Here is a 22,248-nt window from a genome sequence, read left to right on the forward strand (position 1 = left end):
ATGGCCCGGATTCAACCGTTTACTCACGAGACACTGAACACCTTGCTGGCGCTGAGCGATCGGCTCAATCTCAGCCTGTACATGCCGGCTCATCGAACGTTTCCGCAGCGTTCGCAAGATCCGATCCGTTTCAAGAATCTGGTCAGACAGCTCGAGGATTTGCTTGATCAACACGCGCCAGAGGCTCCCAGGGACATCGTGCTCGCGCCGTTTTACCAGTTGCTGGACGATCAGACGTTCTGGAACAACTGCCCGGCGTCCATTGCAGTGTTCGCTGGCGAAGAGCATTTCATCGTTGTCGGGCTGCATCAGACGGTTCGCGAAACAGTGATCGTCAACAGCCACCCGTACCTCAAGCCGTTGCTGCGCCTGGCGCCGGTCACCGATCGGTGTCAGGTGCTTTGCCTGTCGCGGGACAGCGTGCAGATGTACCAGGGAACGGCGCAGCATATGGAAAAGGTCGAACTGCCGGCGGCGGTGCCGACTCGTCAGGTTGACGCACTTGGCGATGAGCTGACCCCGCGCGATCAACAGGGCCACCCGGACGGATTCAGCGGCGGCGGCGAACGCGGTGACCCGATGATGCATGAGTCGGGCGGCGGCGGTAAGCAGGACGAAATCAACCTCGACCGCGAGCGGTTTTTCCGCGCAGTCGACAAAGCCGTTACTGAACATTGCTCGCGCCCATGCAACCTGCCGCTGGTGCTCGTCGCGCTCCCGGAGAACCAGGCGGTGTTCCGCGCGGTGAGCCACAACCCGTTGCTGTTGCCGGACGGCATCGAACGCGACTCGGCGACGCTACAGCCAGCGCAACTGGCGGACGCTTGCGCCAGTGTGTTGCGCAAGCGGCATGACGATGCGCTGGACAAAGCCTTCGATCGCTTCGGCGTGGCGCTCGGTCAGGGGGCAGTGGGACGACATTTGCCGGAAATTGCCAACGCCGCGGCAGAGGGCAGGGTGGCGCTGTTGCTGGTAGAGGCTGAGCGCGAAGTGGCCGGTACGATTGCGGCGAATGCACTGAATCGTGAAGCGGCGGATACCCGTAAGATTCATTCGGAGGATGTCCTCGACGAGCTGATTCTGGCGGTCATCCGTCAGGGCGGTGAAGTGGTGGTCGTACCGCCGGAGCGTTCGATGCCGACCGAAACCGGGGCGGCGGCGGTTTATCGTTATTGATCAGTCAACCCGGGCGTCGGCGATGGACTGCTGGCGCCATCTCGTAGTTTTCAATGAAGGCGCGATGCCCGGCGTTAACGGTGCGTTGCGCCGTGCGTGACAGTTTTTCACAGATGAAGGTTCACAGTCGGTTACAAACTGTGGCTAAAATGCCACCTTTCACCGACGCCGGAACACGGCGTGGGCTCAAGGACGTGCCACTTTGTATTCAGACCGCTGCACAAGACGCAGGGCCTTCGGCCACCCGGCGCGCAGTTTGTTCACTTCTGACGTGTGACGATTTCCGTGAAACTCATCATTGCTGCTATCTATGTCGTTTCGATTGCCTACGTTCACCTGCGCGGGCGTGTGCGGCACAAGCTTGGTCGACAACTGAGCGACCACTCGACGTTTCTCGCGCCGATCAATTGCTTCCTCTATCTGTTTTCGAAAAAGCCGAACCAGCCTTATCTCGACCCGAGCGAGTTTCCCGACCTGAGCCCGTTGCAGGCGCACTGGGAGGAGATTCGCGAAGAAGGTCAGAATCTGTTGCGTGCCGGTGAGATCAAGCGCTCGAACCAGTATGACGATGTCGGTTTCAACTCGTTCTTCAAAAGCGGCTGGAAGCGTTTCTATCTGAAGTGGTACGGCGAGAGCCATCCTTCGGCGATGAAACTCTGCCCGCGCACTACCGAACTGGTGCAGAGCATTGGCTCGATCAAGGCGGCGATGTTTGCCGAACTGCCACCGGGTTCGAAGCTGGTGCGTCATCGCGATCCGTATGCCGGTTCCTACCGCTATCACTTGGGCCTGGATACGCCGAACGATGCCGGTTGCTACATCAACGTTGACGGTGAGAGCTATCACTGGCGCGATGGCGAGGCGGTGATGTTCGACGAGACATTTATTCATTTCGCGGAAAACACCACTGACAAGAATCGCATCATTCTGTTTTGTGACATTGAGCGGCCGATGAAGTATCGCTGGGCGGCGGCGTTCAATAGCTGGTTCAGTCGTACGGTGATGTCGGCGGCGGGTGCGCCGAATGATGCGGGGGATCGCACGGGTGGCATTAACCGTTTGTTTGCGCGGATCTACAAGATTCGGTTGCGGGGCAAGGAGCTGAAGAAGCGTAACCGTACGCGTTATTACCTGGAGAAGTGGGCGATCTTTGCTGGGCTTTTGGTGATCTTTATTTTGATCTGATTGTCTTTGTGGCTTGCTGGCTTTCGCAGAGGATTCGTTGTGCGTACACAATCTCTGTGGGAGCCAGCCTGCTGGCGATAGCTTGCTAGCAGGCGCTGAGTTTTTTGGTTTGGGGGCATATCCGTTGCTGCGGTAACGGCTGCTTATGGTTTCGCCTGACGGCGACTCACTTTTTTTCAAACGCCAAAAAAAGTAAGCAAAAAACGCTTGCTCCTACGTTCGGCCCTCGCAAGCTCGGGTCCCTTCGCTCCGGGATCGATCCGGGCGCAGCGGCTACGGTTTGCTTCGCTGCACCTACGTCCGCTGTGTCTGGCTACGCCAGACGGTCGCTGCGCTCCCCCCCCCGGATCGATCCCTCCACTCAGCCTTCCGACGTCGCCGGTGAGTCAAAAGCAAGATCAGAAGCACTCGAGCTGGCGCTCATTGTTGAGTGGTGAGAAGCGCCGCATGGCTTGAGATCTTCGGTGGATTCGCCCCTCACCCCAGCCCTCTCCCGAGGGAGAGGGGGCCGATTTTGGTTGGTTTTGGAACTTGCGTCCGACTCGGTATTTCAGGTTCGCGCATTTCTCACATCCACTGCGGTCAGTCCCCTCTCCCGAGGGAGAGGGAGCCGATTTTGGTTGGTTTTGGAACTTGCATTCGACTCGGTATTTCACGTCGGCGTATCTCTCGCATCCACCCCGGTCAGTCCCCTTTCCCTCCGGGAGAGGGCTAGGGTGAGGGGCTTTTGATTTTCAGCCTTCAGCCTTCAGCCTTCAGCCTTCAGCCTTCAACACCGGCGGTGGCCAGGATCAAAAGCAGGCGAGCTGACACTCGGCCTAGTGGTTGTACTCAGTCCCGGTGGGAGCTTGCCTGCAAGCGATGGCGGCCTGACAGCCGACCATTCTCTGACGGATGTCACCGCTTCCCTGTGGGAGCGAGCCCGCTCGCGAAGAGGCCAGCCCTGACAACACTGTTCCCGACTCGCTGGCTATTGCTCACCCAGACGCCTTCTTCGTCCGCTTCGCCGGTGCCTTGGCCGCCGGTTTTGCTTTGGACTTGGTCGGGGCCTTGCCGCCGAGGCTGCGTTTGAGCAGTTCGGTCAGATCGATAACGTCAGCGGTTTTACGTTCTTCCTCGCCGCCCACTGTTTCAACGTCTTCGATCTTGCCTTCATGGGCTTTCTTCTCGACCAGCGCCATGATCTTGTCTTCGAACTCGTCCTTGTAATCGTCGGGGCTCCAGTCGCCGCTCATGTCTTCCACCAGGCGTTTGGCCATGTCCAGTTCGCCCTTGGCCAACTGTGGTTTGGTCACGTCGCTGCCCAGTGCTAGTTCATCGAGGCTGCGTACTTCCTGTGGCCAGCGCAGTTTTACCAGCACCAACGCATCTTCCACCGGCATCAGCGCGGCGAGGTACTGCCGTGTGTGCAAGACCACGCGGGAGAGGGCGACTTTGTTGGTTTTGCTCAGGGTCTCGCGCAGCAGGGCGTAGACCTTGCCGCCGCGCTTGTCGGGGGCCAGGTAATAGGGGGTGTCGATGTTTTGCAGGGGAATCTGTTCGGCGTCGACGAAGGAGAAGATGTCGATGGTCTGGGTCGACACCGGGTGCGCCGAGCGGATTTCTTCCTCGCTGAGCACTACATAACGGCCTTTTTCATAGGCCACGCCTTTGACTATGTTTTCCTTGGTGACTTCCTTGCCGGTGACCTTGTTTACCCGTTTATAGCCCACCGGCTCCATGCTGCGGCTGTCGAGCCAATCGAAGTCCACGCCCTGCGACGAGGTTGCCGAGACCAGCGCGACAGGGATGTGAACCAGTCCGAAACTGATCGCGCCTTTCCAGATTGCTCGAGCCATAGCCAGTTCTCCGAGTGATGATCGGATGACCTGCGCGCCGGGCGGAAAGTTTCCCCGGAATGCGTGGGCCGGGCGTCACTTGGTCAAGTCGTGTTACATGTTGTTTAAGGCGTGTGGGTTAACAAATCCGAACCCGCAGCGTAGCGTGGACTCGAAGGCTCTATTCCTTGCTCATCGAGAGGCTGCGTCATGAAGCGCATCATGCTTGCCATCTTCGCTCTGCTGCTCAGCGGCGGTATGGTCCATGCTGACCTGTTACTGGCGCAAAGCCCGACCGGCAACAGCAATAACCCGTACAACAGCCCGATTCGCCGGGCCAATCCCAACAGCATGCAAGGCACCCAGCCGAGCACACCGCCCATCCGCGGTCCGAACACCGTTCCGACGCCGCGTCAGCCCACCGTCGAGAACCGTGGCATCGGCAACGGCCAACCGATTCGCTCGGTGCCGAGTCACCCGCCGACTTTCATCCCCAACCCGCCTCCGCGCAGCGGAGACAGCCACCGTTGAGCGGCAGAACCGTACTCTGCCGGCCCCTGAAACGAACAAAAGGAATCGTGCATGTTGCGTAAAACCCTTTTAGCCACACTGTGCGCCGGTGCGCTGATCAGCGCGCCGGCCTTCGCTGCTGCGCCCAAAGAGCTGCAAAGCGAGCAGGGCACCCTCGAAGTCACCACCGTCGCCGCAGGGCTGGAACATCCGTGGGCGCTGGCGTTTCTGCCGGATCGCCAGGGCATGCTGGTGACCGAGCGGCCGGGTAATCTGCGTGTGGTCGGCAGCGACGGCAAGCTGTCGGCGCCGATCTCCGGCGTGCCGCAGGTCTGGGCCAAGGGGCAGGGCGGTTTGCTGGACGTAGTGCTGTCGCCGGACTTCAAGCAGGATCGCCTGGTGTACCTGTCCTATGCCGAAGGCGGTGGCGCCGGCAACAAGGCCGGGACAGCGGTCGGGCGCGGGCAGCTGTCCGATGACTTGAAGACGCTCAAGGATTTCAAGGTGATCTTCCGTCAGGAGCCGAAGCTCTCGGTCGGTAATCATTTCGGCTCGCGGCTGGTGTTCGACCGTGACGGTTATCTGTTCATCACCTTGGGCGAGAACAACGACCGGCCGACCGCTCAGGACCTCGACAAGCTGCAAGGCAAGGTCGTGCGTCTGTACCCGGACGGCAAGGTGCCGGACGATAACCCCTTCGTCGGCCAGTCTGGTGTCCGCCCGGAGATCTGGGCCTATGGCCTGCGCAATCCGCAGGGTGCTGCGCTCAACCCATGGACCGGCACACTGTGGGAAAACGAACACGGCCCGCGCGGTGGCGACGAGGTGAACATCATCGAGCGCGGCAAGAATTACGGCTGGCCGCTGGCAACCCACGGTATCAATTACTCGATGCAACCGATTCCGGAAGCGCAGGGCAAAACTGCCGAAGGCACGGTGGCCCCGCACCATGTCTGGGAAAAATCGCCGGGCGTCACCGGCATGACGTTCTACGATGGCGACCGCTTCAAAGCATGGCAGCACAATGCCTTTATCGGTGCGCTGGTGACGCAAGAGCTGATCCGTTTGCAGTTCGACGGCGACAAGGTCGTGCACGAGGAGCGTCTGCTGGGCGAACTGAATCAGCGCATCCGTGATGTGCGCCAGGGGCCGGATGGTTATCTGTATGTGCTGACCGATGAGGATAAGGGCTCGCTGTACAGAGTCGGCCTGAAGTAAGACGACCATTGCCCTGAATTCTGAGGAATGTTTATTGACTGGCCGGGCGCCTTCGCGAGCAGGCTCGCTCCCACAAGGGGAAGTACATTTCAAATGTGGGAGCGAGCCTGCTCGCGAAGAGGCCGCCCGGGGCAAAGCAAAACTCAGGACAGTCCCGCATTTGGCCGAACCGCCGCCGTGATGCCTTGTTATAGTTCGGGCCTCATTTCCCGCCCGGTAAAGGATCACTGCCATGTTTCAATACTCCGCCTTCAGCGTCGAACTGGCCGATAAAATCGCCCATGTGCAGATCAATCGCCCGGAAAAGATCAACGCGATGAACGCCGCGTTCTGGAGCGAGATCATCGATATTTTCCAGTGGATCGATGACACCGACGAAGTGCGCGCGGTGGTGCTCAGCGGCAACGGCAAACATTTCTCCTCGGGCATCGACCTGATGATGCTGGCCGGGGTTGCCAATGAGCTGGGCAAGGACGTCGGGCGCAATGCGCGGCTGCTGCGGCGTAAGATTCTCGCCCTGCAAGCGTCTTTCAACGCCGTCGACAATTGCCGCAAACCGGTGCTGGCCGCGGTTCAGGGCTATTGCCTGGGCGGTGCGATCGACCTGATTTCTGCCTGCGACATGCGCTACGCCGCCGAGGACGCGCAGTTCTCGATCAAGGAAATCGATATTGGCATGGCCGCCGATGTTGGCACTTTGCAACGGTTGCCACGGATCATCGGCGACGGCATGCTGCGTGAACTGGCTTACACCGGTCGCACCTTTGGCGCTGACGAGGCGCGCAACATCGGCCTGGTCAATCGCGTTTACAGCGACAAGGACGCACTGCTCGAAGGTGTGTTCGACATCGCTCGCGATATAGCCGCGAAATCGCCGATCGCGGTCACCGGCACCAAGGAAATGATCAGCTACATGCGCGACCATCGCATCGACGACGGCCTCGAATACGTTGCCACCTGGAACGCCGCCATGCTGCAATCCACGGACTTGCGCGTGGCCATGGCCGCCCATATGAGCAAACAGAAACCCGAATTTCTGGACTGAGAAACCATGACAGCTCGCTGGACCACTGCAGTACTCGACACCGATCAACCCGGCGGCATGGCCGTGGCACGCAGCCCGGAAGGCTTTCTGTTCGATGACAACGGCGCTCTGTTCCCCCGCGAATGGCTCAAGCGCCAGGACCTGTCGATCCTCGCCGAGCATGGCATTGGCCATCTCGATGGCGAGCCGGTGTATCTGCTCGAGTTGCGCAGTGCCAGCGAGGTGCCGGGTTGCAGCTGGAAAGGCCTGCGCGCGTTCATGCTCGAAGGCGACCACACAATCTACAAAGTCCTCGGTTACGCTGCGCAGATCGGCACCTGGGCTCGCGAGCATCGTTTCTGCGGCAATTGCGGCCAGCCGATGACGCAGGTGCCGCGCGAGCGGGCGATGTATTGCCAGCCCTGCGACCTGCGCAGTTACCCGCGGATCTCGCCGAGCATGATCGTGCTGATCACGCGGGGCGATGAAGTTCTGCTGGCACGTTCGCCGCGTTTCGTCACGGGCGTCTACAGCACGCTGGCCGGGTTCGCCGAGCCGGGCGAGTCGGCCGAAGAATGCCTGATTCGCGAAGTGCGCGAAGAAGTGCAGATCGAGGTCAAAAACATTCAGTACATGGGCAGCCAGTGCTGGCCGTTCCCGCATTCGATGATGCTCGGCTTCCATGCCGAGTACGCCGGCGGCGAGATTGTCTGTCAGGAAGACGAGATCGAAGACGCCCAGTGGTTCAATGTGCACGATTTGCCGCCGCTGCCGGCGTCGAAATCGATTGCCCGTTATCTGATCGACGTTTATGTGGCGCGGCGCTTAGGCCACGCTGAACCAGTGTTGCCAGGCTAGACGTACGGTCAGGCCCAGCACCACGGTAATGAATACCGGGCGAATGAATTTGGCGCCGCCGCTGATCGCGGTGCGCGCGCCAAAAAACGCGCCGACCATCACCGACAGGCCCATGCACAGGCCGATGACCCAGTCGACCTGACCGGAAAAGATGAACACCGACAGCGCGGCAATGTTGCTGACGAAGTTCATGCTGCGCGCCACGCCGCTGGCCTTGACCAGATCGATCGGGTACAGCAGCAGGCTGCTCACGGTCCAGAACGCACCGGTGCCGGGGCCGGCCACGCCATCATAGAAACCGAGGCTGAAGCCTTGGGTCGATTGCCATTTCTTCTTGATCGGCGCGTTGCTGTCCAGCGGCGCTTTCGGCGTGCCCCCAAACAACAGATAGAGCCCGCAGGCAAAGACGATCACCGGCAGCATCTTGTTCAGCCACTCGGCGGGCAGGTAATGCGCGACGACGGCACCGGTCAGCGCACCGACCAGCGTGCCGACGATCGCGTGGGTCCATTGGCGCGGATGGAACAGTTTGCGCTTATAGAAGGTGAAACTGGCGGTCGCCGAACCGAAGGTCGAACTCAGTTTGTTGGTGCCCAGCACCAGATGCGGCGGCAGACCCGCGGTGAGCAGGGCGGGCGTGGTCAGCAAACCGCCGCCGCCAGCGATGGCATCGATGAAACCGGCAAGGAAGGCAACAGCGGCCAAAATGGCCAGGGTGGTGAGGTCAACGCTGAGTTCGAAGGGCATGGAATCGGCTTATTCGGCAAGGCGCAGAACGTGGGCTGCGGGGAGGCCGGACATGTTACTCATTTCCAGGTGTTGCGGCGACAGTTGCAGCGCCATCGCCAGCAGGCTGGCCCCACATAGGTTTCTCGTTGAACAGAGATCCCCGTGGGAGCCAGCCTGCTGGCGATTGCAGACAACCCGGTCTCAAAAGTGACTCAGCAGCCATTCCCTGACTCAAAACCCTGCATCATCAGAAAAGCGGCCTAAAGCCATTACCTGTTCACTCGTTCTACTCAAGGTTATCGCTGGCTGGGCCGTCTCTTCGCGAGCAGGCTCGCTCCCACAGGGGGGCGCATCATCACATTCACAAGGAGTTTCAAACGTGAAAGGTTTCAAGGGGTATATCGGTATTGTCACAGTGGCGCTGGGATCGGCCAGTGCGTGGGCCGATCTGCCTCACAGTTCGATTCTCAGCCGTTACGGCGTGACTACCGAGCAATTGCCGAGCGCGGCAGACGTCAAGGTCATTGAACCCGTCGAAGCAAAAAGCCGTTTTCAGATCCAGCCCGAACAACCCTACGTAACGTTTCGCCTGGGCGACGGGGTGGTCTCGCAAACCACCGGCAACCCGATCATCGATCGCATGGAGCAGCAGGACCTGGCGCGTTGCCGGCGCCTGCAGGAGGAACTCGCCCGGCGTGGCGGCACCTATGTCAGTTGCGACAACAGCATTCCGGGCATGAGCCAGCCCCGGTAATTGCGCCGTCGGAGCTGCCTCGTGCGGCAGCTCCGCTTGCAGCCCTTCAGTCTTCTTCGCGAACGGTGGCGACTTCGTCTGCACGAACCTTCACTTTCGCCCCGGAGATGTCTTCGAACTCATAGAAGCCATCGTCGGTTTTGGTCTTCGGCATGTCCTTGGTCAGATACTGGGTGCCGTTCTGCAAAGTCACGACGGTTGCGGTCGAGCAACCGCCCAGGACCAGGGCTGCAGCGATGGCCAAAGGAATGCCCAGTGTCTTGAATTTCATACCCACCTCATGTGCCTCATTCATGTGCTGCCGAGCATTGTCGGCTTCTAACGCGGTTGGTGCCATCCGCAGCGGAAAAGTTCGATGGGCCCGGTAAAAAAATGCCATTGATCATTTTCCGTTTGCGCCGGGCGGGGCAGAGCTGATATCTGTACGCATAACCAGTATCCGCTTCGCCATGGCCCTGAATTCCGTGACTGCCAACCCTCTCGACGACCCGTTCTATTACCTTAACAACTTCCGCCAAGTGCTTGATTGGCTTGAACTTCGTTATGCCGACGTGATGAGCGATCGTGAGCATGCCTTTATTCGCGACTTCAAGTCCTTGCCGCGCCCCGCACAGGGCTTGCTGGTGCGGATGGTCATGCGCAAGGGCGTGCATTTTCGCGCGGGCAAACTCAATTACCTGGAAATCGGCGACATCGCTGAAGCGGCTCAGCCATTGCTGGATCATGGCTGGATCAAGGAACACACGCCGCTGACGCTCGCCGAGTTGTTCGATGTGCTGCTCAAGGCCGAGCTGTTGCAAGCGTTCGGCGCCGCCATCGAGCAGCCCAAGGGGCGCAAGGATGACTGGTTACCGCAGCTGGCCGAACAGTTCAGCGAACCGCGCAGCCTGCGCGCCTGGGCGCCGCAACTGGGCGACCGTCTGTTCAGCCTGACCCTCATGGACCTGTGCGACCGCTTGCGCCTGATGTTCTTCGGCAATCTGTACCAGGACTGGTCGGAATTCGTCCTCGCCGACCTCGGCATCTTTACCTACGAAAAGGTCGAATTCTGCGCCGACTCACGCGGCCTGCGCAGCCGTGACGACGTTGATGCCTGCCTGTTCCTGCACCAGTGTCAATTGCGCTTCGAAGCCGGAGAGGCGCTTGAGGACATCGTCGCTCAGGTCAGCGCGCTGCACTTCGACAACCCATGGCTGCAACGGCGGCGCGGCAAGGTGTTGTTTCAGATCGGCCAGTATTGCGAGCGCATCAGCGAATTCGCCCTGGCCCTGAGTATTTACCGCGATTGCGCCTACCCAGGCGCACGTTTGCGCATGATCCGCGTGCTGGAGCGCAGTGGCGAATATCCGCTGGGACTGGAGCTGGCGACCCTCGCGCAGCAGGCCCCGGAAAGCGCCGCCGAGCAACAGGGTTTGCAGCGGATCGTGCCGCGCTTGCGGCGCAAACTCGGTGGGCCGCCACTTAAACGCGCAGCGGCAAGAGCGGTCGAGCGTCTGGATCTGCATTTACCGCGAGTCGATCCGACATTGTCCGTCGAATACTACGTGCAGGCGCATTTGCACGATGACGACGGCCCGGTGCATTACGTGGAAAACAGCCTGATCAATTCGCTGTTCGGGCTGCTGTGCTGGCCGGCGATTTTCGCGCCGTTGCCCGGTGCGTTCTTTCACCCGTTCCAGCGCGGGCCCGTGGATTTGCTCAACGAAGACTTCCAGCAACGCCGCACCGAGCTGTTTCAGGCGTGCCTGAGCGAGCTCGACGACGGCCGCTACGCTGCAACCATCCGCGAACGCTTCATTGTCAAGTGGGGCATTCAGTCGCCGTTCGTATTCTGGGGCGCTTTGAACGAGCAACTGCTGGAGCAGGCGCTGGCCTGCCTGCCGGCTGAACATCTGAAACACTGGTTCAACCGCTTGCTGCTCGACATCAAGGCCAATCGCGCCGGCATGCCTGATCTGATCCAGTTCTGGCCGCAGCGCAAGACCTACCGAATGATCGAAGTCAAAGGCCCCGGTGATCGCTTGCAGGACAACCAGTTGCGCTGGCTGGAGTTCTGCCACGAACACCAGATGCCGGTAGCCGTGTGTTACGTGCAATGGGCGGAGCAGAGCGCTTGAGCTACAGCATCGCCGTGCGCGCATTGTGCGAATTCACTGCCAAAAGCGGTGACCTCGACCTGCGGTTCACCCCGTCGCCCACCGCGCTGGAAGGCATTGCCGGGCATCGCACCGTGGCCTCGCGGCGCAGCGAGCAATACCAGAGCGAGGTGGCGCTCGAAGGCGAGTTCCGCCAGTTGAAGGTCAAGGGCAGGGCGGACGGCTACGACCCTACGGACAACTGCCTGGAAGAAGTCAAAACCTACCGCGGCGACCTGAGCAAACAGCCGGCCAATCACCGCCAGTTGCATTGGGCGCAGGCGAAGATCTACGGCTGGTTGATGTGCTGCAAACTCGACTTGCAGCAGATCAATCTGGCGCTGGTTTACTTCGACATCGTCAGCGAGAAGGAAACCTGTCTGGTCGAGTCGTTCAGCGCCGAAACCCTCAAAGGCTTTTTCGAGCAGCAATGCGCGTTGTTCCTGCTATGGGCCGAGCAGGAAATGACCCATCGCGACGCGCGTAACCTGGCGGCGCAGCAACTGGCATTTCCCCATGCGGACTTTCGCCCCGGCCAACGGCATCTGGCCGAATCAGTGTTCAAAGCGGTCAGCACCGGTCGCTGCCTGATGGCGCAGGCGCCGACCGGCATCGGCAAGACCCTCGGCACGCTGTTCCCGATGCTCAAGGCGCTGGCGCCGCAGCAACTGGACAAGGTGTTCTTCCTCACTGCCAAGACGCCGGGACGCAAACTGGCGCTGGATGCCAGCCAGGTGTTGTTCAAACAGTCGCCGACGTTGCCCTTGCGGGTTTTGGAAATGGTCGCTCGCGACAAGGCCTGCGAACACCCGGACAAAGCCTGCCATGGCGACTCCTGTCCGCTGGCCCAAGGCTTTTACGATCGCCTGCCCGCCGCGCGCCAAGCTGCCAGCCGGATTCGTTTGCTTGATCAGGCGGCGATGCGCGAGGTCGCCGCGCAACATGCGGTCTGTCCTTATTACCTGAGCCAGGAAATGGCGCGCTGGGCCGACGTGGTGGTCGCCGACTACAACTATTACTTCGACTTCAGCGCGCTGCTGTTCGGCCTCGCTCAGCTCAACCAATGGCGAGTTGCGGTGCTCGCCGACGAGGCGCACAACCTCGTCGAGCGCGGCCGGCAGATGTACAGCGCCAGCCTTGATCAGTTTGTGCTGGGAACGGTGCGCAAAACCGCCCCCGCGCCGCTGAAGAACAGCCTGCAACGCCTCAACCGGGAGTGGAACGCGCTGCATGCGCCGCAAATTTTGGCGTATCAGGCGTATGACAAGGCGCCGGAAAAACTTCTGCAGGCGATCTCGCTGTGTTGTGCCGCCATCGGCGACTACCTCAACGAACACCCGCAAGGCCTCGACAGTGGCTTGCAGAACTTCTATTTCGACCTGCTGCAATTCGCCCGCGTGGCCGAGCTGTACGACGCGAATTACCTGTTCGATATCAGCAAACGCGACCTCGAGCGCAAAAAACCGCTGTCGCAGCTGTGTCTGCGCAACGTCGTGCCGGCGGCGTTCATTGGCCCACGGCTGACGGCGGCACGCAGCAGTGTGCTGTTTTCCGCCACGCTCAGCCCGCGTAATTATTACGCCGATCTGCTCGGCACACCGGCCACTACCGTGTGGATTGACGTCGAATCGCCGTTCCAGGCCGAACAGCTGGATGTGCAGATCATCAGCCGCATCTCCACCCGGTTCAACCATCGCCAGGCGTCGCTGGAACCGATCGTCGAACTGATCGCGCGCCAGTTCGGCGAGCGCCCGGGCAATTATCTGGCGTTCTTCAGCAGCTTCGACTATCTGCAACAAGTCGCGGCGCTGATGGCCGAGCGTTATCCGCAGATCACTCTTTGGCAACAGTCGCGGGGCATGGTCGAAGGCGCGCGACAGGCGTTTCTCGACCAGTTCACCGCAGACAGCCAGGGCATCGGCTTCGCTGTGCTCGGCGGTGCGTTCGGCGAGGGCATCGATCTGCCCGGCGCGCGCCTGATCGGGGCGTTCATCGCCACACTCGGGCTGGCCCAGCTCAATCCGATCAATGAACAGCTGAAACGGCGGATGGCGGCAATTTTCGGTGCCGGTTATGACTACACCTATTTGTACCCCGGCCTGCAAAAAGTCGTGCAGGCCGCTGGCCGGGTCATACGTACACGCGAGGACCGCGGAGTGGTCATATTGATCGACGACCGCTTTGCCGAAAGCCGGATCAAGCAACTATTGCCGCGCTGGTGGGCGATCAATCATGAAACCACGGCTTCCCAAATCGGCTAATTGCCGCATAATTTCGCTCATGACTACGGCCGGTGAGCATGATGAGCGAAAACACTAAAGACGCTGTGATCGAGAACATGCGTTTTCGCCTGCTGATCGATTCGGTCATCGATTACGCGATCTACATGATCGACCCGGACGGCATCATCACCAGCTGGAACTCCGGGGCCAAGCGCTTCAAGGGCTATGAAGAAGCGGAAATCCTCGGCGAACACTTTTCACGCTTCTACACCGCTGAAGACCGCGCCGCCGGTTTGCCGCAACGCGCATTGAATACCGCGATCAACGAAGGTCGCTTCGAAGGCGAGGGCTGGCGGGTGCGCAAGGACGGCACCAATTTCTGGTCGCACGTGGTGATCGACCCGATCATCGACCCGGATGGCCGCTTGCTCGGTTTCGCCAAGATCACCCGTGACCTCACCGACCGCAAGATGGCCGAGGAAACCCTCAAGCAAAGCGAACAGCAGTTTCGTCTGCTAGTGCAGGGCGTTACCGATTACGCCATCTACATGCTCAGCCCCGAAGGCCGGGTCAGTAACTGGAACCAGGGCGCGCAGCGGATCAAGGGCTATCTGCCAGAAGAAATCATTGGGCAGCATTTCTCGATCTTCTACACCCCCGAGGACCGCGAACTCGGCGAGCCGCAACGCTCGCTGGAAATCGCCACCCGCGAGGGCCGCTTCGAAAACAAGAGCTGGCGCATGCGCAAGGACGGCACACGCTTTCTGGCGCATGTGGTGGTCGATGCGATTCGCGGCGATACCGGCATTCTGCTCGGTTTTGCCAAGATCACCCGCGATATCACCGAAGCCCATCAATCCCGCCAGGCACTGGAAAAAACCCGTGAAGCGCTGTTTCAGGCGCAGAAGATGCAGGCCATCGGTCAACTCAGCGGCGGCATTGCCCATGACTTCAATAACCTGCTGACGGTGATCCTCGGCAATCTGGAGATCGTGCAAAAGCGCATGGGCGCCGACCCGAAAATCAGCCGTCTGCTGGAAAACGCCACCCAGGGTGCCTTGCGCGGTGTGTCGCTGACCCAGCGCATGCTGGCGTTCGCGCGCCGCCAGGAACTCAAGACCGAATCAGTCGACATCGCCCAGTTGGTGCAGGGCATCACCGGTTTGCTGCGCAGCTCGCTGGGGCCGGGCATCCGCATCGAGACGCGCTTTCCCGACGATCTGCAGCCAGTGCTGGCCGACAACAATCAGCTCGAACTGGCCTTGCTCAATCTGGCGACCAATGCCCGCGACGCCATGCCCGACGGCGGCACGGTAACCATCACCGCAGAGCCGCAAGTGGTGCTCGAGCTGGGTGATTCGCAGTTGCCGGCCGGGCACTACGTGTGCCTGAGTCTGATCGACACCGGGGAGGGCATGGACGCGCAAACGCTGGCGTCGGCCCGCGACCCGTTTTTCACCACCAAGGGGCTGGGCAAGGGCACTGGGCTGGGCTTGTCGATGGTCCACGGGTTTATTGAACAGCTGGGTGGCCGCTTCATCCTCAAAAGCGAAAAGGGCCAGGGCACCACGGCTGAACTGTGGATTCCGGTGGCGCTCGAGGGCGTCGTCAGCAAGCCAGAGTTTTCCTCGATCGCGCCGGTTTCGGTGCCACGCCTCAGCGTGCTGGTGGTCGATGACGACTCGCTGGTAATGACCAGCACCAGCCTGCTGCTCGAGGACCTCGGTCATCGCGTCCTAGGTGCCACTTCCGGTGAACAAGCGTTGCGCCTGTTCGATCAGGGCGAAGTCATCGACCTGATGATCACCGACATGGCCATGCCGAAAATGAGCGGCGCGCAACTGGCGCACGCCGTGCGTATGCTCAAACCAGACCTGCCGATCATCCTCGCCACCGGTTACGCCGAACGCCTGGAAGGCTTCGCCGCCGAACTGCCGCGCTTGCCCAAGCCATTCACGCAGATGGGACTGGTGGCGATCATTGCGCAATCGATGAAGTGAGGCACTGGTCAGTTCGCCTGAACTTGTCCGTCACCGAGGGTTTCGAAAGGTTTTTAACCACCTCGGAGCGTGTTTGTTTTGTCTCGCATATTGACCCATCCCACGGCTGAAGAAGAGGCGCTGACCGAACACAACGCCAAGATGTTCGGCTCGCCCAAGGAACGTCTGGATTTCTATCGGCGCGAAATCCAGTACGAAACCAGCATTCTCGCCAACCGCACCGACGCCTATCTGGCGGCGCAGTCGTTTCTGGTGATCGCGTTCGCCTCGTGCATGGCCAATCTCAATCCGGAGTGGGGCAAGCTGTTCACGCTGGTAGTACCGCCGTTTCTGGCGCTGCTCGGCGTGCTCAGCTCGCTGAACGCCTGGCCGGGGATTCGCGCGGCGTACGACATCATTGATCACTGGCACTTCAAGCAGAGCCAGTTATTGGAAGCTGAACCGGTGATGGGGCTGGCGTACGACGAATCGCCGCTGTTCAGTGAAGTCGAGTCGAGCCACAAGGGTTATCGCAAGTCGCTGTTGTTTTCGTTGCGCACGCCGTGGATTTTTGCGACGTTCTGGGTGTTGCTGGGGGGGTATGCGGTGTTTATCCAGGTGACGAATCCGGGGGGATGATGGCTGGAAATCGAAAAAAGCCCGACTTTATGGTTTCGGGCTTTTTGTTCGCTTGGATTTTGTAGTGGACTTCAGATCGTACCCCCTCACCCCAGCCCTCTCCCCCGAAGGGGGCGAGGGGAAAGGGAGCAGATCTTCGCAGGATTCAAATTTTGTATTCGACTCGGTATTTCAGGTCGACGTAATTCAACTAGTCACTGCGGTCAGTTCCCTCTCCCTCTGGGAGAGGGCTAGGGTGAGGGGCTTTCAGACTTAACTCGCCACTTCAAGCTCACGCTCAAGCTCAACCGCTTGGGACTGCTGCGACGCCTGAGGAATCGGCGGAAAATCCTCATTCAACACGCACAGATGATCAATCGCATCCTCAAACAGCAAATCGGCTTTCTTGCGTAAAGCCCGGTAATGCTCGAACTGCTCCATATCCAGATTCTCCACCTCGAGCATCGCGTTGGCCGCGCGGTTGAGGGTGTGGGCGTTATCGAACAATTGACGGTTGCGTTCCAGAGCCAGTGCTCTGCAAGCCTTGATTTGCGCAGGAGTCGAACGTTCTTTCATGACCGTAACCTTTTTCTTCAGGATTCCGTTTCATAGGCGTCGCGCCGCAGGGGAATCGAACCTGCCGGGCCGCCGCTTGATGCACTCAGCGACGGTTATGGTTGTGACCGCTGGCAACGAAGCGGGGATCCTTTTTTTTGCAGAAAAAACTTCGATCAATTAACCGTTAAAGCGCCGCGATAAAAATCAGCTTTTTTGTTTCTTGTACTGTTCATATCCCGCGAGGATTGGCTGGGTGCTGATGCCATGCACGAGGATGCTCAGCGCCACCACCGACAAGGTCAGGTCGGTACACAGCGTGGCGACGTTGTTGGTCAGGCCGTGATTCAAGGCGAAGAACAGGTAGAACAGGCTGCCGATCCCGCGGATGCCGAACCAGCCGATCAACAGCCGCTGGCGGCCCTTGAGCAGCGTGCCCCATGGCATCAGCGCCACGCAGGCCGGGCGAATCAGGCAGAACAGCACACCGCCGACCAACAGGGCCCGCCAGTCCCAGTGCGCCAACAGCACCACGCCGAGCAGGGTTACCAGAAACACTTCCATGGCCCGTTCGACCAGCCCGCCGAACGCGAGCATGTCGCCCATCATGATGCCGGCGGCCAATTGGCTGCTCTTCAGCTCATCGGTGTCGCCACGCACCGCGTGTTGCGGTTCGACGTTCTGATGGCCGACCACCGGTTGCACCAGATGCTCGGCGGGCGGCTGGCTGACGCCGGTGGATTTCACTTCGACCTGGCGCAAGCCCAGGCCGGCGGCGAATACCGAAAGAAAGCCATAACCGCCAATCGCTTCGGCAACCACGTAAGCCAGGGCGATCAGCGCCAGCGCGAGGTAGTCATTGGGGCTGAGAGTGCTGTCTTCATTGTGGATACGCAGCAACACCGTGACGCGACCGATACCGCGGCCCATCCAGTAACCGGTCAACAGACCCGCCGGTACCGCCCACAGCACACTGCGCAACAGCCAGCCTGGCCACTCGCCGGCGATGTTGTCACTGTGAATCAGCAACAGACCGAGAATCACGAACGGGAAGGCGATGCCGTCATTCAGACCGGCCTCGCCGGACAGGCCAAAGCGCACGCCGTCGACATCCCGCGCATCGTTGACCTGCACCAGCGCTGCGAGCACCGGGTCGGTCGGCGCCAGAATCGCGCCGATCAGCAACGACGGTCCCCATGGCAACTGAAGGCCCCAGTGCAGCAGCAGGCAGACCCCGGCAATCGTCAGCACCATCACCGGGCCGGCCAGGCCAAACGCGATGCGCCAGCGTTTATCCGTCAGCGGTAAACGCAACTTCAGGCCGCAGACGAACAGGGAAAACAGCACCGCCACTTCGGTCAGGTGCTCCATCCACAGCGAGGCGTTTTCCAGCGACAGTTTCAAAAGGTTCAGGCCGCTCGGGCCGATGGCGACGCCCAGCAGCAGACACACGGCGGACGTCGTCACCGGCATCCAGCGCAAGTACGAGGCGGTCAGCGCCAGGGTCAGCAACACCGCACCGAGCACCGCGACCCATACCGTGAAACTCACGAACGGCCGCCATCAATTATCAATGTAAACGCACTCATCGACTCAACCTGCGGTCGTGCGCAGGTACTCGGGGATGAGCACGTTGAACCACAGCAGAATCATCGACACCAGCAGGGTCACCAGCACTAGCAGGCCGACGCCCCACACCGAGGCGGAGTAGAGCAGGCCCTGTTCCTTGCGCTCGTGCATGAAGGTCGGCAGCCCGACAAACAACAGGAAAGTCGAATAGATAGATGCGGCACCGAGCACCAGTATTGCCAGCCAGCGGCTTGGATACAGCCCGGCAATCCCGGCGACGAAAAACGGCGTCACGGTGTAAGCGGCAAAACCGATGCATTGATTGAGCGTCGGCCGCGCGTCAAAGGTGCGCGACATCCAGCGAATGAAACCGCCCATGATCGCCACGCCGACGACGATGGTCAGGTACAGCAGAATGCACAGCTGCAAGGCGCTGGCCATGCTCAATCGCACGTTCTCGCCGACCGCCAGGCTCCAGCCGACGTAGGTAGTGCCGATGAACAGGCACACGGCCGGAATCAGCGCGAGCAGCAGCAGGTGCGCAAGGTAATGTCTGGGGTGGGCTTCTTCTTCGCGGCGGATATCGGTCCAGGCGAAGTTGGGTCGGGTGAACAGCTTGACGATAGGTGCGGACATGACGACCTCCAGATCCTGTTGGCCCGTCGGGCTCTAAGGTATGGAGGCACGTCACGCCGCTGGGTTCAGTTTTTCTCGCCGGTGGTCAGAGCATCGGTTTGCCGCCGGTCACGCCGTAGCGCTGACCGGTGATGTAACTGGCTTCATCCGAGGCCAGCAGCACATAGATCGGCGCGACTTCCACTGGTTGACCGGGACGGCCAAGCGGCGTGCTGCCACCGAAGTTCTGTACTTCTTCCTCGGGCATGGTCGAGACAATCAACGGCGTCCAGATCGGCCCCGGCGCCACGCTGTTGACGCGGATTTCCTTCGGCCCAAGCATCTGCGCCAGGCCACCGGTGAAGTTGGCAATCGCCCCTTTGGTGGTCGCGTAGGCGAGCAGGGTCGGTTTGGGCATGTCCGAATTGACCGAACTGGTATTGATGATCGACGAACCGGGGCGCATGTGTTTGATCGCCGCCTGACAGATGCGGAACATAGCAGTGATGTTCACATCGAAGGTCATCAGCCATTCTTCGTCGGGAATTTCTTCGAAATTCTCGTGGGTCATCTGGAATGCAGCGTTATTGACCAGCACATCGATACGCCCAAAGCGCTCGACGGTCTTGTCGACCAGCGCCTGACACTGGGCTTTCTCGGCGATATCACCCGGCAACAACAGACACTGACGCCCGGCCTGCTCGACCCAGCGCGCGGTTTCCTTGGCGTCTTCATGCTCATTCAGATACGCCACGGCCACGTCAGCGCCTTCACGCGCGAAAGCAATCGCCACCGCACGACCGATGCCGCTGTCAGCGCCAGTGATCAACGCAATCTTGCCGGCCAGCCGGCCCGAACCGACATAACTCTGCTCACCGCAATCGGGATACGGCTCCATCTTGCGCTGCGAGCCAGGCACGGGTTGGGCTTGTTTGGGGAAGGGTGGTTTTGGATAGTCGCTCATCGCAGGGTCTCCTTCGTTTCAAGGCAAGTGTCTCGGGTTGACCCGGGGTATTTGCCGTGAGTTCGATCGGATTCGAACAAGATGCAAAACCAATGTGGGAGCCAGCCTGCTGGCGATGGCGGTGTGTCAGTTGACATAAAGGCTGAATGTCATGGCGCCATCGCTTGCAGGCAAGCTCCCACAGGGATCGCGTGCGCCACCAGGCTATCAATCGAAAATCAAAAGCCCCTCACCCTAGCGCTCTCCCGGAGGGAGAGGGGACTGATCGTGGTGGATGTGAGATATACGCCGACCTGGGATACCGAGTCGAACTCAGATTCTGAAAAGCCCAAAGATCGGCTCCCTCTCCCTCGGGAGAGGGCTGGGCGGGCGGCGTTCCGATGAGGGGCGAATACACCGCAAATCCCAAGCCGAACAACCGCTTCTAACCACTCAACAATGAGCGCCAGCTCGAGTGCTTTTGATCTTGCCTAACCAGCGACATCGGAAGGCTGAGCGGAGGGATTGATCCGGGCGTGGGAGCGCAGCGACCGTACGACGAAGTCGTACACAGCGGAAGGAGGTGCAGCGAAGCAAACCGTAGCCGCTGCGCCCGGATCGATCCCGCAGCGAAGGGACCCGAGCCTGCGAGGGCCGTACGTAGGAGCAAAGCCTTTTGGTTCCTTTTTGGCGTTTGAAAAAGGGACTCGCCGTAAGGGCGAAACCGCCAGCCGCAACACCCGAAGCAACGGATATGTCCCCAAAACTCAGCGCCTGAAAGCAAGCCATCGCTTGCAGGCAAGCTCCCACAGGAGATCACCTGCTCAGGAAAATCACCGAAGAATCAGGCACTGCGCTGCGCCAGCGCACGCTCCATCCGACCGATGCCATCTTCAAGCAACGACCGCGGGCAACCGAAATTCAAGCGAACAAACTGCTGATGCCGATCACCAAAATCCACCCCGGCACTCAACCCAACCTTCGCCTGCTCAAGGAAGAACTGCTGCGGATTAACCAGATCCAGCGCCGAACAATCCAGCCACGCCAGATAAGTCCCCTGCGGCACATTGATCGTCACCCCCGGCAAACGACTGCGCACAGCCTCAACCAGCCAGTCGCGATTGCCCTGCAGATAAACCTTCAGTTCCGCCAACCAAGGCGCGCCTTCGCTGTACGCCACCCGAGTAGCCTCCATACCCAGCGGATTGACACTGTCGACCATGCCGCAACGAGCATGATTGACGCGCTCACGCAGCGCAGCGTTCTGAATGATCATGAACGAAGTCTTCAGGCCGGCAATGTTGTAAGCCTTGCTCGCCGACATCAGCGTAATGGTGCGCTGCGCGATCTCAGCGCTCAGCGATGCCGTCGGAACATGCACGCGACCGTCAAAACACAGCTCGGCATGGATTTCGTCAGAAATGATCCAGGCATCCTGCGCCATGCAGATATCAGCGACATCACGCAGCTCCTGAGCAGCAAACACCTTGCCGAGCGGGTTGTGCGGATTGCTCAACAGTAGCGCGCCGCCGCCCGCCAGCGCATCACTCAGCGCCGTCAATGGCGTGAGATAACTGCCATCCGCCTGAGCGACGAATTCCAGCTCGACCTTGTTCAACCCCCAATGCCCCGGCGCCTGGCGCAGCGGCGGGTAGTTCGGCACTTGCACCACAACGTTCTGCTGTGGCTGCACCAATGCCTTGAGGGCCATGTTGAAACCGGACTCGACCCCCGGCAGGAAGATCAGCTCCTGCGGCTTGACCTGCCAGGCGTACTTGTTCCACAGATCGGCAACGATCGCTTCGCGCAAATTGTCCTGCGCCACGCTGTAGCCCACCAGCGGGTGCAGCAAGCGCTGCTGCAAGGCCTCGATCACCACCGGCGGCGCGGCAAAGTCCATGTCCGCGACCCACATCGGCAGGACGTCCGCCGGGTAACGGCTCCACTTGGTGCTGCCGGTGTGGTGGCGGTCGAATACCTGATCAAAATCGAAAGTCATGCGCGGTCTCGTGAAGGCGGGTTGTTCAGGGGCGTCATGATAAGCCGCAAGGCCTGCGTGAGCACACAAAACCTCACGGCCACCTGCAACCTTTGTGGGAGCTGGCTTGCCAGCGATTGCGGTGGATTAGGCACCATCAATATTGAATGTGCCGACGCCATCGCTGGCAAGCCAGCTCCCACAGAGTGTGTACAAAGCCATCAAATCGCGCGGCAAAACCCCCGACGGTCGGTTTTCACCCAGGCGCTGCGCTGATTGTCTACAGTGAAAAAGTCGACGCCAAGGCGTCGCAACCGTGATTGTCCAGATAAAACCCGGCACCAGTACCGGGTTCCACCTGAT

At 60.2% G+C, this 22,248-nt stretch carries 20 protein-coding genes; 12 read left to right on the forward strand and 8 right to left on the reverse strand.

All coding sequences use genetic code 11. From position 1 onward, the window contains the following. Positions 1-1,176 carry a hypothetical protein gene (locus J3P75_RS13290; RefSeq protein ID WP_434711035.1) on the forward strand — a complete coding sequence of 392 codons (1,176 nt, stop codon included), beginning with the start codon at positions 1-3 and terminating at the stop codon, positions 1,174-1,176. Between the two features lie 285 nt (positions 1,177-1,461). Then, positions 1,462-2,361, forward strand: coding sequence for a lipid A hydroxylase LpxO (lpxO, locus tag J3P75_RS13295; protein WP_434711037.1), 900 nt, complete (start codon positions 1,462-1,464; stop codon positions 2,359-2,361). 977 nt (positions 2,362-3,338) lie between these two features. Here lpxO and J3P75_RS13300 read toward each other — a convergent pair. Further along, complete coding sequence (locus J3P75_RS13300) at positions 3,339-4,199, reverse strand: Ku protein (protein ID WP_434598061.1); 861 nt, start codon at positions 4,197-4,199, stop codon at positions 3,339-3,341. Between the two features lie 189 nt (positions 4,200-4,388). On the opposite strand from J3P75_RS13300, the gene J3P75_RS13305 reads away from it, so the two are divergent. The 4 genes from J3P75_RS13305 (at position 4,389) to nudC (ending at position 7,788) form a co-directional block, all read left to right on the forward strand. Next, positions 4,389-4,709 (forward strand): hypothetical protein, encoded by a 321-nt coding sequence (locus J3P75_RS13305; RefSeq protein ID WP_434711039.1) that lies wholly within the window; start codon positions 4,389-4,391, stop codon positions 4,707-4,709. Between the two features lie 51 nt (positions 4,710-4,760). Beyond that, positions 4,761-5,906 carry a PQQ-dependent sugar dehydrogenase gene (locus J3P75_RS13310; protein ID WP_434711041.1) on the forward strand — a complete coding sequence of 382 codons (1,146 nt, stop codon included), beginning with the start codon at positions 4,761-4,763 and terminating at the stop codon, positions 5,904-5,906. 232 nt (positions 5,907-6,138) lie between these two features. Next, a complete protein-coding gene (locus J3P75_RS13315; protein WP_434711042.1) occupies positions 6,139-6,951 on the forward strand; it encodes a crotonase/enoyl-CoA hydratase family protein in 813 nt (270 codons plus the stop codon). Between the two features lie 6 nt (positions 6,952-6,957). Beyond that, complete coding sequence (nudC, locus tag J3P75_RS13320; RefSeq protein ID WP_434598069.1) at positions 6,958-7,788, forward strand: NAD(+) diphosphatase; 831 nt, start codon at positions 6,958-6,960, stop codon at positions 7,786-7,788. On the opposite strand, the gene J3P75_RS13325 is transcribed toward nudC, so the two are convergent. Beyond that, entirely contained in the window at positions 7,756-8,535 is a 780-nt protein-coding gene (locus J3P75_RS13325; RefSeq protein WP_394502193.1) for a TSUP family transporter, read from the reverse strand. The two genes, nudC and J3P75_RS13325, sit on opposite strands and share 33 nt — an antisense overlap. A gap of 361 nt (positions 8,536-8,896) precedes the next feature. Between J3P75_RS13325 and J3P75_RS13330 the strand changes: the two genes are divergently transcribed. Next, the gene (locus J3P75_RS13330) at positions 8,897-9,271 is read left to right on the forward strand and encodes a hypothetical protein (RefSeq protein ID WP_434711044.1); all 375 of its coding nucleotides are present in this window, start codon (positions 8,897-8,899) and stop codon (positions 9,269-9,271) included. Between the two features lie 46 nt (positions 9,272-9,317). Here J3P75_RS13330 and J3P75_RS13335 read toward each other — a convergent pair whose 3' ends face one another. Next, entirely contained in the window at positions 9,318-9,542 is a 225-nt protein-coding gene (locus J3P75_RS13335) for a YgdI/YgdR family lipoprotein (protein WP_434711046.1), read from the reverse strand. 193 nt (positions 9,543-9,735) lie between these two features. Here J3P75_RS13335 and J3P75_RS13340 point away from each other — a divergent pair, with 193 nt between their 5' ends. From J3P75_RS13340 to J3P75_RS13355, 4 genes are all read left to right on the forward strand, one after another. Then, a complete protein-coding gene (locus tag J3P75_RS13340; RefSeq protein WP_434711286.1) occupies positions 9,736-11,388 on the forward strand; it encodes a VRR-NUC domain-containing protein in 1,653 nt (550 codons plus the stop codon). Continuing rightward, a complete protein-coding gene (locus tag J3P75_RS13345) occupies positions 11,385-13,667 on the forward strand; it encodes an ATP-dependent DNA helicase (protein WP_434711048.1) in 2,283 nt (760 codons plus the stop codon). Before J3P75_RS13340 ends, J3P75_RS13345 begins: the two co-directional genes overlap by 4 nt. Positions 13,668-13,708: 41 nt before the next feature. Continuing rightward, entirely contained in the window at positions 13,709-15,628 is a 1,920-nt protein-coding gene (locus tag J3P75_RS13350; protein ID WP_434711050.1) for a PAS domain S-box protein, read from the forward strand. Positions 15,629-15,706: 78 nt separating this feature from the next. Beyond that, positions 15,707-16,246, forward strand: a complete 540-nt coding sequence (locus J3P75_RS13355) for a hypothetical protein (protein WP_434711052.1) — start codon at positions 15,707-15,709, stop codon at positions 16,244-16,246. 252 nt (positions 16,247-16,498) lie between these two features. Here J3P75_RS13355 and J3P75_RS13360 read toward each other — a convergent pair whose 3' ends face one another. Beyond that, positions 16,499-16,801 (reverse strand): hypothetical protein, encoded by a 303-nt coding sequence (locus J3P75_RS13360; RefSeq protein ID WP_434711054.1) that lies wholly within the window; start codon positions 16,799-16,801, stop codon positions 16,499-16,501. Between J3P75_RS13360 and J3P75_RS13365 the strand changes: the two genes are divergently transcribed. Further along, positions 16,800-16,964: a hypothetical protein gene (locus J3P75_RS13365; RefSeq protein WP_434711055.1), complete on the forward strand. Its 165-nt coding sequence runs from the start codon at positions 16,800-16,802 to the stop codon at positions 16,962-16,964. The two genes, J3P75_RS13360 and J3P75_RS13365, sit on opposite strands and share 2 nt — an antisense overlap. A 23-nt stretch (positions 16,965-16,987) precedes the next feature. Here the strand turns inward: J3P75_RS13365 and J3P75_RS13370 are convergent, their stop codons facing one another. The 4 genes from J3P75_RS13370 to J3P75_RS13385 form a co-directional block, all read right to left on the reverse strand. Continuing rightward, positions 16,988-18,331, reverse strand: a complete 1,344-nt coding sequence (locus J3P75_RS13370) for a cation:proton antiporter (RefSeq protein WP_434711057.1) — start codon at positions 18,329-18,331, stop codon at positions 16,988-16,990. Between the two features lie 42 nt (positions 18,332-18,373). Further along, positions 18,374-18,985, reverse strand: coding sequence for a Yip1 family protein (locus tag J3P75_RS13375; RefSeq protein WP_434711059.1), 612 nt, complete (start codon positions 18,983-18,985; stop codon positions 18,374-18,376). Between the two features lie 85 nt (positions 18,986-19,070). Next, entirely contained in the window at positions 19,071-19,928 is an 858-nt protein-coding gene (locus J3P75_RS13380) for a glucose 1-dehydrogenase (protein WP_206416235.1), read from the reverse strand. 823 nt (positions 19,929-20,751) lie between these two features. Next, a complete protein-coding gene (locus J3P75_RS13385; RefSeq protein WP_434711061.1) occupies positions 20,752-21,906 on the reverse strand; it encodes a MalY/PatB family protein in 1,155 nt (384 codons plus the stop codon). Positions 21,907-22,248 lie beyond the last annotated feature (342 nt).

The sequence above is a fragment of the Pseudomonas sp. R1-1 genome (assembly GCF_051132135.1).
In the GTDB taxonomy this organism is placed as follows: domain Bacteria; phylum Pseudomonadota; class Gammaproteobacteria; order Pseudomonadales; family Pseudomonadaceae; genus Aquipseudomonas.

Bases quoted from the DNA above. Each gene is read 5' to 3' on its own strand.
- nudC (WP_434598069.1), top strand. From the start codon at position 6,958: ATGACAGCTCGCTGGACCACTGCAGTACTCGACACCGATCAACCCGGC.
- J3P75_RS13360 (WP_434711054.1), bottom strand. From the start codon at position 16,801: ATGAAAGAACGTTCGACTCCTGCGCAAATCAAGGCTTGCAGAGCACTG.
- J3P75_RS13315 (WP_434711042.1), top strand. From the start codon at position 6,139: ATGTTTCAATACTCCGCCTTCAGCGTCGAACTGGCCGATAAAATCGCC.
- J3P75_RS13310 (WP_434711041.1), top strand. From the start codon at position 4,761: ATGTTGCGTAAAACCCTTTTAGCCACACTGTGCGCCGGTGCGCTGATC.
- J3P75_RS13365 (WP_434711055.1), top strand. From the start codon at position 16,800: ATGACCGTAACCTTTTTCTTCAGGATTCCGTTTCATAGGCGTCGCGCC.
- J3P75_RS13385 (WP_434711061.1), bottom strand. From the start codon at position 21,906: ATGACTTTCGATTTTGATCAGGTATTCGACCGCCACCACACCGGCAGC.
- J3P75_RS13375 (WP_434711059.1), bottom strand. From the start codon at position 18,985: ATGTCCGCACCTATCGTCAAGCTGTTCACCCGACCCAACTTCGCCTGG.
- J3P75_RS13325 (WP_394502193.1), bottom strand. From the start codon at position 8,535: ATGCCCTTCGAACTCAGCGTTGACCTCACCACCCTGGCCATTTTGGCC.
- J3P75_RS13380 (WP_206416235.1), bottom strand. From the start codon at position 19,928: ATGAGCGACTATCCAAAACCACCCTTCCCCAAACAAGCCCAACCCGTG.
- J3P75_RS13290 (WP_434711035.1), top strand. From the start codon at position 1: ATGGCCCGGATTCAACCGTTTACTCACGAGACACTGAACACCTTGCTG.
- J3P75_RS13350 (WP_434711050.1), top strand. From the start codon at position 13,709: ATGAGCGAAAACACTAAAGACGCTGTGATCGAGAACATGCGTTTTCGC.
- J3P75_RS13300 (WP_434598061.1), bottom strand. From the start codon at position 4,199: ATGGCTCGAGCAATCTGGAAAGGCGCGATCAGTTTCGGACTGGTTCAC.
- J3P75_RS13305 (WP_434711039.1), top strand. From the start codon at position 4,389: ATGAAGCGCATCATGCTTGCCATCTTCGCTCTGCTGCTCAGCGGCGGT.
- J3P75_RS13335 (WP_434711046.1), bottom strand. From the start codon at position 9,542: ATGAAATTCAAGACACTGGGCATTCCTTTGGCCATCGCTGCAGCCCTG.